This window comes from Microbulbifer sp. Q7, assembly GCF_001639145.1.
Lineage (GTDB): Bacteria > Pseudomonadota > Gammaproteobacteria > Pseudomonadales > Cellvibrionaceae > Microbulbifer.
Map to the genome: position 1 here is coordinate 1,752,639 of NZ_LROY01000002.1, position 13,812 is coordinate 1,766,450.

General features: G+C 55.9%; 11 protein-coding genes. 6 read left to right on the forward strand and 5 right to left on the reverse strand.

Going from position 1 to position 13,812, the window contains the following annotated elements; all coding sequences use genetic code 11:
- Positions 1-36 precede the first annotated feature (36 nt).
- The 4 genes from AU182_RS12925 to AU182_RS12940 all read right to left on the reverse strand — a co-directional run bounded on the left by AU182_RS12925 (position 37) and on the right by AU182_RS12940 (position 4,918).
- The gene (locus tag AU182_RS12925) at positions 37-1,230 is read right to left on the reverse strand and encodes an AGE family epimerase/isomerase (protein ID WP_066965906.1); all 1,194 of its coding nucleotides are present in this window, start codon (positions 1,228-1,230) and stop codon (positions 37-39) included.
- Positions 1,231-1,250: 20 nt separating this feature from the next.
- Positions 1,251-2,207, reverse strand: coding sequence for a carbohydrate kinase (locus AU182_RS12930; RefSeq protein WP_066965909.1), 957 nt, complete (start codon positions 2,205-2,207; stop codon positions 1,251-1,253).
- Between the two features lie 40 nt (positions 2,208-2,247).
- The gene (locus AU182_RS12935; RefSeq protein ID WP_227718260.1) at positions 2,248-3,567 is read right to left on the reverse strand and encodes a sugar MFS transporter; all 1,320 of its coding nucleotides are present in this window, start codon (positions 3,565-3,567) and stop codon (positions 2,248-2,250) included.
- A gap of 370 nt (positions 3,568-3,937) precedes the next feature.
- Entirely contained in the window at positions 3,938-4,918 is a 981-nt protein-coding gene (locus AU182_RS12940; protein ID WP_082859430.1) for a LysR family transcriptional regulator, read from the reverse strand.
- A 195-nt stretch (positions 4,919-5,113) separates the two neighbouring features.
- Here AU182_RS12940 and AU182_RS12945 point away from each other — a divergent pair, with 195 nt between their 5' ends.
- From AU182_RS12945 to AU182_RS12955, 3 genes are all read left to right on the forward strand, one after another.
- On the forward strand, positions 5,114-5,920 hold the full coding sequence (locus AU182_RS12945) for a (Fe-S)-binding protein (protein ID WP_066965915.1): 807 nt from the start codon (positions 5,114-5,116) through the stop codon (positions 5,918-5,920).
- Complete coding sequence (locus AU182_RS12950) at positions 5,917-7,368, forward strand: LutB/LldF family L-lactate oxidation iron-sulfur protein (protein WP_066965918.1); 1,452 nt, start codon at positions 5,917-5,919, stop codon at positions 7,366-7,368. The genes AU182_RS12945 and AU182_RS12950 overlap by 4 nt, the downstream gene beginning before the upstream one ends.
- A 74-nt stretch (positions 7,369-7,442) precedes the next feature.
- Positions 7,443-8,003 (forward strand): lactate utilization protein, encoded by a 561-nt coding sequence (locus tag AU182_RS12955; RefSeq protein WP_227718261.1) that lies wholly within the window; start codon positions 7,443-7,445, stop codon positions 8,001-8,003.
- Between the two features lie 752 nt (positions 8,004-8,755).
- On the opposite strand, the gene AU182_RS12965 is transcribed toward AU182_RS12955, so the two are convergent.
- Positions 8,756-9,229 (reverse strand): hypothetical protein, encoded by a 474-nt coding sequence (locus tag AU182_RS12965; protein WP_066965935.1) that lies wholly within the window; start codon positions 9,227-9,229, stop codon positions 8,756-8,758.
- A gap of 1,356 nt (positions 9,230-10,585) precedes the next feature.
- Here AU182_RS12965 and AU182_RS12975 point away from each other — a divergent pair.
- The 3 genes from AU182_RS12975 to AU182_RS12990 all read left to right on the forward strand — a co-directional run bounded on the left by AU182_RS12975 (position 10,586) and on the right by AU182_RS12990 (position 13,804).
- Positions 10,586-11,140: a recombinase family protein gene (locus AU182_RS12975; protein WP_066965941.1), complete on the forward strand. Its 555-nt coding sequence runs from the start codon at positions 10,586-10,588 to the stop codon at positions 11,138-11,140.
- A gap of 29 nt (positions 11,141-11,169) precedes the next feature.
- Positions 11,170-11,850 (forward strand): hypothetical protein, encoded by a 681-nt coding sequence (locus AU182_RS12980; RefSeq protein WP_066965945.1) that lies wholly within the window; start codon positions 11,170-11,172, stop codon positions 11,848-11,850.
- Positions 11,851-13,531: 1,681 nt separating this feature from the next.
- A complete protein-coding gene (locus AU182_RS12990) occupies positions 13,532-13,804 on the forward strand; it encodes a hypothetical protein (RefSeq protein WP_066965951.1) in 273 nt (90 codons plus the stop codon).
- The last annotated feature ends 8 nt before the right edge of the window (positions 13,805-13,812 follow it).

Sequence of the window (13,812 nt, forward strand, 5' to 3'; positions counted from 1 at the left end):
CTCATTATTCTGTTCTCCACCATCTTGTTTACGTCATTACTTGATTAGCTGCAGTGTCTGTGCACAGGCACCCAGGGTGTGGTAATCACACTTGGCCCCTGCCGCACTTTTCTCATTGCTATAGCGCTGGTTATCTGCATTCAGCAGCCGGTACCAGGCGCCGTACTGGTGATCCACCATGTGGTCCCAGCAATAGCCCCAGATCTTTTGGTAAATCTTCCAGTAGTGTTCTTCACCTGTGGCGCTTGCCAACATGGCAGCGGCGGCGAAGGATTCCGCCTGAACCCAGAAATATTTGTCGTCATCGCAAATATCGCCTTCTGGGCTATGGCCGTAGTAAATACCACCGCGCGCACTGTCCCAGCAGCGATCGAACGATTCATCAAACAGCGCACGGGCACGACTCAACATCCATGCCTCAGGCTTGTGCGCATGTAACGTGAGCAACAGCTTGGTCCACTCGGTCTGGTGGCCGGGTTGAAAACCCCATGGCCGGTACAGGTTTTTGGGGTCCTCGCGGTTGTAGTCCCAGTCCACTTCCAGGCTTTCGGTATAGTGCTCCCATACCAGGCCGCCGCCTTTCGCCGCCAGTTTGACCGCGACGGTTTCCGCCAGGTCGCGGGCACGCTGGAAGAACTGCGCATCACCGGTGGCTTCATACGCGGCAATCAGGGCTTCGCAACAATGCATGTTGGCATTCTGCCCCCGGTAGCTGGAGAGCGAGTTCCAGTCCGCAGAGGCTTCATCGGCGTAAATGCCCTGCTCTGGCAGCCAGAATTTTTCTTCCAGCAGCGACCACACCCGGTACAGTCCTTCGCGGGCTGACTCGATACCGATGCCTATGGCGCTGGCGTAAGCCAACATGACAAATGCGAGGCCGTAGCAATGGTTGGTCTGGTCCACCGGCTGGTGGTTTTCCAGCAACCAGTGATACCCCTGACGCTCACTATCCCAATGCACCTGGTCCACATAGGCCAGGCCGTGTACGGCGGCATCGCGGTACTCGGCCTTGCCGAACAACCGGTAAGCCGTGCAGTAGTTGAATACCATGCGCGTGGAGCTCACCAGATGGCGAGTCCCCGGGCTGAACAGGCTTCCGTCGTCGTGGAAGTTTTGGAAAAAACCACCACTCGGATCCATCACATTCGGCGCATAGAAGTCGAGGATCGACTGAATATGCCCGGTGAGGAATTCCGCGCTGCGGAAATCGGGCGTTGCTTGTGCATTCATACGGATGCCTCAGATACTCACTAAAAATTTTTAAGGTCTGCCAGGGTGGGCAGTGCGGGAAAGGCACCGGGGCGCGATACCGCGATGGCGCCACTCAGGGTGGCGAAGCGAACGGCGTCCTGTAGCCCCGGCCCGTCGGCAAGCAAGTCAGGCAGCCCGTGCTCCAATACCTTGCGCAGCAGCCCTCCGGTGAACCCATCGCCACCGGCGGTGGTGTCCACCACCTTGACCTTGGGAATGGCCACCGAGAAGTTGTGCTCGCGCGTAAAGCACTGCACCGGCTCTCCGCCATCGGTAACCAGAACGAGCTGAGGTGTGCGAGCCAACAGATCCTGTAGGTAGGACTCGACGTTGCCTGCACACAAAAACTCAAGTTCATCGCGAGAGAATTTCAGGATATCGGCATTGTGCACAAAGCGATTGACCACCGTGCGATCGGCTTGCCCCGCCGACCAGAGGTTGTGCCTCAAGTTCACATCGAAGCTCACCAGTGCGCCTTCCGCGCGCGCCAGCTCCAAAGCCGCGGCCGTGCTGTTCTGCAGGAGTTCCGTGGTCAGCGTATTGCTGCAGAAATGCAGCAAGCCGCAATCGGCAAATTGTGCGGGCGCCAGCTGACCGGCTTCCAGCAGGGTATCGGCGGTGTCCTGACGGTAAAACTCGAAGGATCGATCACCGGATTCGTCCAGAAATACGAATGCCAGCGAGGTCTTCGCGGTGGGGTGACGCAAGGTCAGGGAGGTGTCCACCCCATACTGCTTCAGGCAGCGCAACAAAAAGTCCCCGAACGCATCGCGCCCTACCTGGCCGAGGAAGCGCGTCGGTACGCCGAGCTTCGCCGCGGCGACCGCCACATTGGCAGGGGCACCACCCGGATACTGGGTAAATTGATTGAGCGGTGTGTCGCCACTGCGATCGACCCCAGTATTGAGGAAGTCGATCAAGGCCTCTCCAAAACACACCAGTTTACGATTCGTCATGCCGAGTCTCCTGCTCATGGCTGCCAGATAACGCGAAGGGTTAGCTCGCCTGCGGGGAAGCCTGCGGCGGAGCGGAAGCGTCGTCACCTTCCAATAAACCTGCATTGGCCCCCTTCAGGGCGTACCAGCCGATGAACACGTAGCACACCAGCGGAACCAGGAAGCTCAGGGTCAGGGTACTGAGATCCGCCACCAGCCCCTGGGCCACTGGCACAATCGCGCCGCCCACAATGGCCAGGCACAGGATGCCGGAGCCTTGCGAGGTCACGGGGCCAAGCTTGCGGATACCCAGGGAGAAGATGGTGGGGAACATGATGGAGTTGAACAGGCCAACACCGAGCGCAGCCCACATGGCCACGTGGCCGCTTCCGGTCAATACGATAGCCAGCAGGGCGACGCAGGCGGCGGCGTTAAAGGCGAGCACGCGGGTGGGCGCCACAAACTGGAGAATGGCGGAACCGATAAAACGCCCTACCATGGCACCACCCCAGTAAAACGACAGGTACTGGGCTGCGGTCTGCTCGCTAAATCCGGCCACCTCTGGCAGTGCAATGTAATTGATCAGCACGCTGCCAATCGCAACTTCTGCCCCCACATAGAGGAAAATCGCCATGGCACCGAATACCAGGTGCTTGTTGGCCCAGATACTGGAGGTCGCATTGACCAGGGACGCCGACTCGGCCTCGCCCTCAATCGTGGGCAACTTGAGTAGCTTGAACACGATCGCCGCCACCACCAGAAACCCGGCGATGATCAGATACGGCACCTGCACGGCGCGCGGGTCGGCCATGCCCTCCCCGCTCTCACCGCCAGAGTGCACCGCACCAATGATCAGCAGGGCACCGAACAGGGGCGCCACTGTATGGCCCACGGAGTTGATCGCCTGGGAAAAATTGAGCCGGCTGGAGGAGGTTTCGGGAGAGCCCAGCACCGCCACATAAGGGTTAGCGGACACCTGCAGGATGGTAATACCACTGGCCAGCACAAACAGGCCGGCGAGGAACAGCCCGTACACCCGCACTTCCGCCGCAGGATAAAACAGCAAACACCCGGCGGCGGCGACCAACAGCCCCACAGACACACCGTTCTGATAGCCAAGGCGCTTGATCATGGCCCCTGCGGGGATGGACACAAGGAAATAGGCCCCGAAAAACGCAAACTGGATCAGCATGGCCTGCACATAGCTGAGCGAGAAGGCACTCTTTAAGTGCGGAATCAGGATATCGTTCAGGGCAGTAATAAAGCCCCAGATAAAGAACAGGCTGGTCATCACCAGCAAGGGAAACAGATACGCAGTTTTGGATGATGGTGCGGCACCCTGTGGTGCACTGCCCCCGGTCTCATTCATTATCGCTGGCATGGCTAGATTCTTATGTGGTTATTGTTTGTCGTTATTCTGCGTGCACCAAGAAGAGACCCAAGCGTCCCATCCCGGTGCTTTCACGAATCACTATACCCACGGCCTTGCCAATGCCACTCCGTATTCAGAAATCCGAAGTAAATATTTTTCAAATCAGCTCAAAATAATCTTCGGATTTTCAAATCCCAATAACTATCCCCTTTAAAAACAATCGGTTACGAGGCAATCATGGAATGATTGGTTTGCCTTGACTGGTGATCATTTTTCAGACAAACACAGCGCCCGGGTATTTTTTTCAAAGAAATCTGCCCCTTCAGCCCACTTCTGCGCCCCAGATTTCGCCCAAAAAACAACCGGGAAACACTTGTGATTATTCTTGCGGCGCCCGAAACCAGTGCTCATGGCGGCGGTAGGCACTGGCAATTTCATCGATCAAAAGACGTACCGCCGGCGTCGCGTGACGCGCAAACGGCGTGATCGCATATACCCCCTGTGACTTCGCCGTATAGGCCTGTAGTAACGGCTCCAGCTCACCACGCGCCAGTTCGGTATGCACCAGGCAGCGGGGAACATAGATAATCCCCATGCCACGTAAGGCTGCTTTTTTGAGCACCAGCGCATTATTTGCTTCCAGACGCCCTTCCACCGGCACCGTGTAAGTACCGCTGCCTGCGCGCACCTCGCTCCCCTTCTCTCCTTCTCCCGCCTCTCTGCTTGGCAATTTGTCGCCAGCTCGCCGGAACAACCAGTTGCGCGGCCCGCCGTCCTGCAGGCCATAGATCAGGCAATTGTGTTCCTGCAGCGCCTCGGGCACATCGACGCGGCCGTGGCGGTTCAGGTAGTCAGCCGACGCGCATACCACCCAGTCGGAGTCGATCAGCCAGCGGGCGCGCAGGGAAGAGTCGCGCAGCGTGCCCGTACGCACAGCGATGTCGATTCCTTCCCGCACCAGATCCACATAACGGTTATCCAGCCGCAAATCCACCTGCACCTCGGGATGGCGCAGGCAGAAATCCGCCAGTAGATCGGACAGCAGGATATCCCCGGAAATGGTGGGCGCGCTGACCACCAGTTGACCACGTAGCGTCTCGTGCAGGCTGGAAACCTCGGCCAGCGCCGCCTGCTGATGCTGTTTGACGGCACTGGCATGCACCAACAAGCGGCGCCCTGCCTCGGTGAGCGTCATGCTGCGGGTGTTGCGAAATACCAGTTGGGTGGCAAGTGCACTCTCCAGCCGATTGATCCGCTTGCTCAGCCCCGGCGTTGACATCCGAGCCTGGGCCGCGGCCTTGCGAAAACTGCCCGCTTCCGCCAGCAGCGCAAACAGTGCGAGATCCGATGCTTCCACCATATATATGTCGATCCCTTCCGCAGAAGACCGGGACAGCAAACGCGCCCGGACACTTTCCGCCTATGAAACTTTTGGAAACAATCAATTTACCTGTTAACAATAGTTTCATCAAACCCGATGCTTTAGCCTGTACCGCATAACGCGACCAACGCTGCCGTCAGCGCTGCGGCCACCTACTTATAAAGGAACCACGTTATGGCCGAGGCCATTCGCTTCTATCCCGCCAAGCCAGACAAGGTCTACCTGTTCGGTACCTGTCTGGTCGACAGTTTTTCCCCGCAGACCGGCCTCGATGCCATCACCTTGCTTGAGCGCGAGGGTATTGAAGTGGTCTTTCCCCAGGCGCAAACCTGTTGCGGTCAGCCCGCCTACAACTCCGGATACAGCGATGACGCCCGTGCCGTGGCGCGCAGCCAGATCGCCCTGTTTCCAGAACCTTGGCCGATTGTGATCCTGTCCGGCTCCTGCGGTGGCATGATGCGCAAGCACTACCCGGCCCTGTTCGATCACGCACCAGAGGTAGTGGCGTTTGCCGAGCGGGTATTTGAGTTCAGCGAATTCCTGCGTTATGTCGTACAGCCATCGCTTCAGGATTGCGGCGCACCCACCACCGTGACCCTGCACACGTCCTGCGCCGGCCGCCGGGAGCTCGGTATCCATGAGCACGGGCTGGCCCTTCTCGGCCAGCTCCAACAGGTAAATCTGGTCCCGCATGACTACCAGGAAGAATGTTGTGGCTTCGGTGGTACCTTCTCTGTCAAACACGCCAATATCTCCTCCGCCATGGCGGAGGACAAAACCCGCAACCTTTTAAGCGCCGGGGCAGACGAGTTTGTTAGCACGGACTGGGGCTGCATGCTCAACCTGAACACCACGCTGGAATACGCGCGCAAGCCATTGCAGGGACGCCACCTCATCAGCTTCCTCGCCGAACGCACCGGTGCGGGCAGCCACGCGCAGCCCAACGAAATAGCAGCCACCGAGGCGGAGGCAGTGGGATGAAACAGCAGCCTCAGCAATTTCATCAAAACAGCGCTGCCGCGCTGGCAGACCCGGTGTTGCGCAGCAATTTCCGCGGCGCCATGGATTTTCTGCGCAACAAACGCAGCGGCATATTCGAAACCGACGGCGACTTCGATGCGCTTTCGCGCCGGGGGGAGGCCATCAAGCAGCGCTGCCTGCAGCAGCTTCCCGAGCTGCTGGAACAACTGGAGCAAAACTGCACCCGCAATGGCATTCAGGTGCACTGGGCGGAAACCCCGGCACAGGCCAATGCCATTATCGAAACCCTGATTCGCAAGCGGGGCGGCAAGCAGGCAGTGAAAGGCAAGTCCATGGTCAGTGAGGAAATCGGTCTCAACGAATACCTCGCAGAGCGCGGCGTCGACTGCATCGAGTCCGACATGGGCGAATTTATCGTGCAGCTGGCCGGGGAAACCCCGTCACACATCATCATGCCCGCGATCCACAAGGACGCCAGCCAGATCGCGCATCTGTTTGCCGAATCACTGCAGGACACGCCTTATACCGAGGATGTGGACCAGCTGATCGGGATCGGCCGACAGCAACTCCGCGAGCGTTTTCAGCATGCCGATGTGGGTATTACCGGGGTCAACTTTGCGGTGGCGGAAACCGGCACTCTCTGCCTGGTAGAGAACGAGGGTAACGGCCGCATGTGTACCACCGTACCGCCACTGCATATTGCGGTAACCGGAATTGAAAAAGTGGTCGCCCAGCTGGGTGATGTACCGCCGCTGTTGTCACTGCTCACCCGCTCCGCAACCGGCCAGAAAATAACGACCTACTTCAACATGATTTCCAGTCCGCGCAGACCGGGCGAAAAAGATGGGCCTGAGGAAGTCCACCTGGTCCTGCTGGACAATGGCCGCAGCCAGGCCTTTGTTGATGAGGAGCTGCGTAAAACCCTGCAGTGTATTCGCTGTGGTGCCTGCATGAATCACTGCCCGGTGTATACGCGCATTGGTGGGCACGCCTATGGCACAACCTACCCCGGACCCATCGGCAAAATAGTGAGCCCGCACCTGCTCGGGCTGGAAGCCACGCAGGACCTGCCCACCGCCTCTTCACTGTGCGGCGCCTGTGAAGAAGTGTGTCCGGTACGTATACCCATCCCCAAATTACTGCAACGCCTGCGGGAAGAAACCAACCGCCCTCATGTGCTACCGGAGCACATGAAGGGTGCCGGCAGCGGTCGCAAGAAAATGGAAGCCTTCGTCTGGCGCACCTGGTCCTGGGTCTGCCGCCATCCTGCGGTTTATCACGCAGGTGCCGCACTGGCTGGCCAATTGCGCGGCCTCTTCCGGTTCCTACCCAGTCCCTGGAAAACCCGCCGCACCATGCCCAAACCGGCGAAAACCACTTTACATGCCGCACTGAAAAACAGACCCAGCAGGAGCGCGACCCCATGTCCGCAAGAGAAAATATCTTAAGCCGTTTGCGCAGCGGTGCTCTGCCCGTGAACGCAGCAAGCCCGAGCTCAATAGAGACCACAGCCCCTGCTGCCATGGCAACAGCGCAGGTCGCCTCACTGCGTACCGCATTTGTGCAAAACCTGACGGCCAACCACGCGCAGGTCATCGAAACCAGCGAGCAACAACTCGCCGCAAACGTGGCCAACACGCTCGCCAGCCTCGGCGTTACGCAATTAATGGGAAGTGCCGAGGCCCGGGCACGACTGGCACAGGGTGACGATACCTCAATAGAATGGCGCGAGTGGCCTGAAGGGGGCGACGACGCAGAGACAAAAGCACACCTGTTTTCCCAGGTACCGGCCGCGATCTCCACCGCTGCCGCGGGCATTGCCCAGACCGGCAGCCTGGTATTGATTCCCGGCCCCACGGAGCCGCGCTCGCTGTCTCTGGTGCCACCCACGCATCTGGTGATTATTCAGGGGGAAGACTTGCAGCCGGATCTGGAAACATGGATGGCGATAAAGCCCTGGGGTGATGCTATGCCGACAAATATTGTGCTGGTTTCCGGGCCGTCGAAAACCGCGGATATCCAGCAGACATTGGCGTATGGGGCGCACGGGCCCTCGCGGCTTGTTGTGTTTCTGGTTGCTTGAGATGGAGGGGGATGGGGCGTACGGTGAGGAAGGCGGTCGGGATGGACTTGAAACACGCTAGGGCGTGTTTCAACCCTAGCGGGCTCGGCTTTGCCTCGGTCTTAACTCGCTGGCGCGAGTTAATCGAACCGGAGGGTTCTCACCCGACCTCAGCGCCGTATAACGAAAAAGCCCGGCTTATAGCCGTTATTGAGCGGGGTTTTGACTCCGGTCGGGATGGACTTGAAACACGCTAGGGCGTGTTTCAACCCTGCGGGCTCGGCTTTGCCTCGGTCTTAACTCGCTGGCGCGAGTTAATCGAACCGGAGGGTTCTCACCCGACCTCAACGTCGTTTAACGAAAAAGCCCGGCTTATAGCCGTTATTGAGCGGGGTTTTGACTCCAGTCGGGATGGACTTGAAACACGCTAGGGCGTGTTTCAACCCTAGCGGGCTCGGCTTTGCCTCGGTCTTAACTCGCATGCGCGAGTTAATCGAACCGGAGGGTTCTCACCCGACCTCAGCGTCGTATACAAAAAAAGCCCCATGCTTTCGCATGGGGCTTTTTTTGTATATGGCGGTGAGGGAGGGATTCGAACCCTCGATGGCAATGATTCCCACCCCGCAAACAAAAAACCTATACAAATCAACGACTTACAGTGGAGAAAGTTTGCTTAAGTTGCTGAATGTGAAGTATTTTAACCGCCTATTGTGAAGCAATCCAGCCCTCCTCCGATAGGATTTGAACCTCTGCTTCACATTCTGCGCTCGCAGTTACTGAGCGACACTCCGCCACTTACTGCCGTGGACTTGCTGGTTGATGTACTCGACGAGAAACATCCTCTTGTCCTTCTTAAAAGAAGCCAGTTCGGCAGCCTGTTTCTCGATTTGCTCCTTGTGCTCATTGATCGCTTCCTCCTGGTCGTCGATCTCAATCTGAAGGTCTTCTCGCTCGTCCTCATCTTTGATCTTCGCGAGCTTCGCCTTGAGTTTTTTCACCTCGGACATCGCTTCTTTCAGCTCTTGCTTCTCATCCGCGAGGTCGTCACGAAGGCACTCCTCATGATCTCGGACTTCATCAGCGAAGTACCCAGCATGTTCTGACAACTCATCCTTATCGAGGAAGCCAATACTGGCCATATAGTCCTTAAATATTTTCTTCGCGATTGTCGTATTGATCGGTTCTTCTACCGGCTCAATCTGATTCGCCTTGAGAACTGGGTACTTCTTTTTGAATAGCCCGAACATTACTCACTCCATGTTTATTCATTCTTGGGTGCCTCACGGCCTCATTACATCCCAAATGCCCTGACATGTGAACACCAAGTCAACTTACCTAATAGTGGCCGGAAGACCCAACCAACTCTGGTGCATTCCCGTGCCCGCAAATCAATCAATGGAGACAACAAATGAACCAACTAAACAACTGTCAACTAGTGACTGATACTCGATACCAGTGCCTGTTGTGCAAAGAGAAACCACTAGCTAGATACTGCCGAGGCCTTTGCCGTGACTGTAAAGAGGTCTGGGGCAAACTAGGCTACCCGACCAAACGCTGCGGCGGCTGCCACCAATGGAAACATCAGGGCGAATACAGACTTCAGCTTTCAGGCCCGCGCCTAGCTCCCTTCTGCAAAGACTGTGAAGGAGGCCGCCAATGAAACAGTGCACGAAATGCAGGCAGCGTATGCCACTGACAGAGTTCCACTCGAATGGAGGGGGGCGCCGCAGGGGAGCTTGTAAGCGCTGCGAGGCGGTAAGAGACAAGGCTCGCCACAAGCCGAGACTGAGGTACATAGAACTGCAAGAAGAGCCATGGAGTCTGCCTGAGGGTTGTCTCAATGCCCGGAAGGACGCCACTAAGCACCCGCTCTATGAGACATGGCGATCAATGGTGAGCCGCTGCTATTTCCACAGTAGTGCTGGTTACCAAAACTACGGTGGTCGTGGCATCAGTGTCTGTCATGAGTGGCGTCACGACTTCTGGGCATTCCGCCGTGACATGGGCGATAAGCCAAGCCCTGAGCACTCCCTCGACAGAATCGACAACGACAGCGACTACAGCCCCATCAACTGTCGGTGGGCTACTCGTCAGGAGCAATCTAGGAACACCAGGTTAACTGTCCGCGTCGACTTCTTCGGTGAAACTGTACCTCTGATCGATCTGGCGGAGGCTGCTGGTCTGCACGTACAGACAGTGAAGAACAGGATAGATCGCGGGTGGTGTCTATATGCTGCCTTGTCGATGCCGACTGGAATACACACCAAGACAACACCGGGGCTTCTGGCTAGCTACGAGTGGGCTTGAAGATTCCCCCGACTTTTTTACTGAAAAAATGCGAGCGGTTGGGTCTCAAGACCATTCAGGCTATTTCCCCCAGTGGGGAGGCCCACAAACCAACCGGCCTCCCTCTGCTCTCTCACTCTACCCTGCTACCGATCTCGACCATCACTATGAGGGAGAACACCGGCGGTAATGCCTGCCAGGTGTGCCGATATGAGTTTACCCAAAAAGGTACAGAAAAAAGGTGTACCGATTGTTGTATTCATTAATCGTTTTGGGTACTGTTCGATTATTGTCTAAGACCTTACCGACACATAACAATGACTACTTTCCTCTACGCTCGCGTTTCCACCACCGACCAAGACACTGCGATCCAAGATGCTGCCCTTAAGAAGGCTTACCCAGACGGCATGCTACGCAAAGAGAAAGCTAGCGCCACCACGATGGAGCGCCCGGTGCTTCAGCTGTTCCTAGATATGATTCACGAAGGCGACACGCTAGTAGTTTGGAAGCTTGATCGACTGGCTCGGAACATGGCCGACCTGCTGGCTATCGTTCAGCTGCTACGGGACAAGGGGGCCAGCTTGAAAATTCTCGACCAGAACATCGACACCAGCACCGCAACTGGCCGCGCCTTCCTGCAGATGCTCGGAGTCTTTGCTGAGTTCGAGACCAACCTTAGGAAGGAGCGCCAGATGGCAGGCATTGAGAAAGCGAAGGCAGAAGGCCGCTACAAGGGGCGCCCGACTACCATCGACCCAGAGGCAGTCCGTCACTGCCTTGAGGTGGAGAAGCTGTCCTATCGCGCTACAGCTAAGAAGCTCGGCATTGCTCTGAGCAGTGTCCAGCGACTGGCCAAACAGGAGACAACCTGAGGCCACTATCAACAAACACCAGGAATAACATGAAAGACAACCAAACCATTCGGGAGCAGCTACTGATTCCCGGCTATTCAAAAGAGAACTACACCGAAGATTGCCCGTTGTACGACAACAGGTGGAACTACTTTGGGGGCAGTGAACCGTCCTCGGACAAGGCGACTATGGTACGGATCGACCTGTACCTGTATCTGGAGCTGAATATCAGTTCAATCCCCTACCGCGAGGCTATCAGGCCCGACTCTGAGATCGTGACAAAGCTCGTTGAGATCTTTCCCCAGATTGCTGAAGGGAATGGCCGTTACAAGGTCGTTTCCTCGCTCAGAGGCGCTCATCATCGTCGCCAGCTGATCTCCTTCCAGATCGACAGATACCGGAAGTCTGGACGGATACAAAAGCGCCTCGAAGTATTGGCAGCACTTCGGGAGGGGCGGGATGCTGGAGTTAATACCAGCTTTAACCATGAAGTCCGACTGAGGTATCGGCACCTAGATTACTGGTACTTCGATCTGACTCCATCACTGGAGAATCAGCAGTTCTTCGCAGAGCTGCTGCCTGCAGTGCAAGGTCGCTATAAGCGAAAGCCTGATGTATATGCCGGGATCGTGGAAGCACTGGCCGCTAATCGTGGGCCTGTGTCGATCGCCAAGGAGTTCGGTGTGAGCCGGTCTTACGTATACAAGGTGAAGGGGGAGATGGGCGGTTAAAAGTGTACACAAATAAGGCCGCCTGCCCATGAAATAAACTTTATGATCTCTGAGCAAGTGTACACAAATAAGGTCGCCCCCCCATGAGATAAAACTTTATGATCTCTGAGTCAGATGTACACAAATAAGGCCTCTCGCCCATGAAATAAAACTTTCAACCTTTTCCAGCATACATCTCTCACCCCCTGCCATCTCTACAAGCATCATGTTGTGGCACACAGATTCCCCAAGATCACTTCAAGCCCTACCCGAACCAAATACAGGTAGGCTGTCACTGAGCCTCACGGCTCGACCGATCTCTGATCGCGTCCGTCGACGCACTAACTCGACACACGACAACAAACCCCGGTTTAACTGATATCAGCCATTTGCTTCTGCAGGTGGTGACCGGGTCTGGTACGACATCACATCAACTGAGCCCAATGGCTCGACCAAGCGTCTACTGCCTGAGCCTTTGGCTCGACCAATCTTCGATTGCGTCTATGGCAACGACCACTATCACGATCATTACAGAGCCTTAAGCAAGCTCGGTGATGCCAGTAGGTGGCCGGTAGTTGATGTAACAGACACAGTAGGGAGGTAATGGCCCCGACCTGTCCGGTGTACGACTGGGAATACTCGCCGTTGCTGTGGAAAGCGACAAACCATCTACCCCTGATTCAGGGCTTGTAGACTGGGGCGAACGGAATGGCTTCTTATCTTTAGGACTATCCTGCAGCCTTAGTATTAGACCGTTGTTTAATGTTGTATTCATTAAAGAATATTAACTAAAAGATTCTAAAGATAATCCTAAAGACAAACCTAAAGATAGGGCTCAGACAGGGGATGTCTGTAGTGAATTAATCACAGATCACTATCACCAATAGCTGTCTCTCCCTTGTCTTTCTCCCTTGTCTTCCCCTTTGTCTCAACCCTTCTTCAGCTAGCCTCTTGCTGGTCTTTATGTACCTGTGTCTGTTCCAGTGTCTTCGGTGTCTTCTCCTGCACCGTTGGTCTTTGGTGGTCTCCAGTACACACCGGTCTCACCAGCAGGGGGCTACCTGAAGGATGGTTCTTCCACCTTCCAGACTCTGACGTTTCTTGGTTGCTACGTTTCAGATTCCTTACTTGCTCATGAGCCCTAAAGCTCTACTGGGCGATTGCTCTGGTTTCATCACCAGCAGTAGTCGCTCTTTATTTTCACAATTCCCATTTATACAAAGAGGTAACCCCGATGAATGCTCGAGGCGATTACTACAAGGTGGTCTCACCGACTGCCACTGGCATGGTTCATGTCGATCTCTGCCAGCCATCACGCGCTGTGCTATCCAAAATCCAACACAACATGCAGCTAACGCATGATCGCAAGGTGTCCATGCGTGAGATCTTCTCCGGTCTTCTCCTGGGCAAGATCAGGCCTGCAGACTACACGCGATAACAACCCTTCGAGACGCCCTCAGCGCCTCCCTGAGCCTGTCTAACAGCTCAACCAATAACGACACGCCAGATAGAGCAAGGGCCACCACAGCGCCTCTGAATGAGCCTACGGCTCGACCGATCTTTGATCGTGTCATGCGCCCCTCAATGACCCTCAGTCTGGAGACCACCATGACCCATAAACAACCACTGCTAACCATCGCCTTTTCAATGCTCTTCTTCCTTGCCTTGAAGGTTTGGTCAGCCCAACTGGAGATTACTCACTATGAGGAAACTCAACGACGAATACATGCCGCAGCCGTTACAAGTTACGAGCAACAGCGGTAACTACATGCCGATGCCTGAGCGCATCGAGCAGCACTTCAAGCCAACCGATACCGGCTTACGACTACAGCAACTGATCGCCTACTTCAGCCAGCTTCAAGGTGAAACCGTGGACGCTGAATGGGTAGTGAAGTTCTGCGTCGATCAAATTTACAAAGACACACACACCAGTAATCCAAACACTGGCCGATGCCGTGTCTTCACCCGTATTTAAATCTGGAG

Bases quoted from the DNA above. Each gene is read 5' to 3' on its own strand.
- AU182_RS12925 (WP_066965906.1), bottom strand. From the start codon at position 1,230: ATGAATGCACAAGCAACGCCCGATTTCCGCAGCGCGGAATTCCTCACC.
- AU182_RS12930 (WP_066965909.1), bottom strand. From the start codon at position 2,207: ATGACGAATCGTAAACTGGTGTGTTTTGGAGAGGCCTTGATCGACTTC.
- AU182_RS12935 (WP_227718260.1), bottom strand. From the start codon at position 3,567: ATGCCAGCGATAATGAATGAGACCGGGGGCAGTGCACCACAGGGTGCC.
- AU182_RS12940 (WP_082859430.1), bottom strand. From the start codon at position 4,918: ATGGTGGAAGCATCGGATCTCGCACTGTTTGCGCTGCTGGCGGAAGCG.
- AU182_RS12945 (WP_066965915.1), top strand. From the start codon at position 5,114: ATGGCCGAGGCCATTCGCTTCTATCCCGCCAAGCCAGACAAGGTCTAC.
- AU182_RS12950 (WP_066965918.1), top strand. From the start codon at position 5,917: ATGAAACAGCAGCCTCAGCAATTTCATCAAAACAGCGCTGCCGCGCTG.
- AU182_RS12955 (WP_227718261.1), top strand. From the start codon at position 7,443: ATGGCAACAGCGCAGGTCGCCTCACTGCGTACCGCATTTGTGCAAAAC.
- AU182_RS12965 (WP_066965935.1), bottom strand. From the start codon at position 9,229: ATGTTCGGGCTATTCAAAAAGAAGTACCCAGTTCTCAAGGCGAATCAG.
- AU182_RS12975 (WP_066965941.1), top strand. From the start codon at position 10,586: ATGACTACTTTCCTCTACGCTCGCGTTTCCACCACCGACCAAGACACT.
- AU182_RS12980 (WP_066965945.1), top strand. From the start codon at position 11,170: ATGAAAGACAACCAAACCATTCGGGAGCAGCTACTGATTCCCGGCTAT.
- AU182_RS12990 (WP_066965951.1), top strand. From the start codon at position 13,532: ATGAGGAAACTCAACGACGAATACATGCCGCAGCCGTTACAAGTTACG.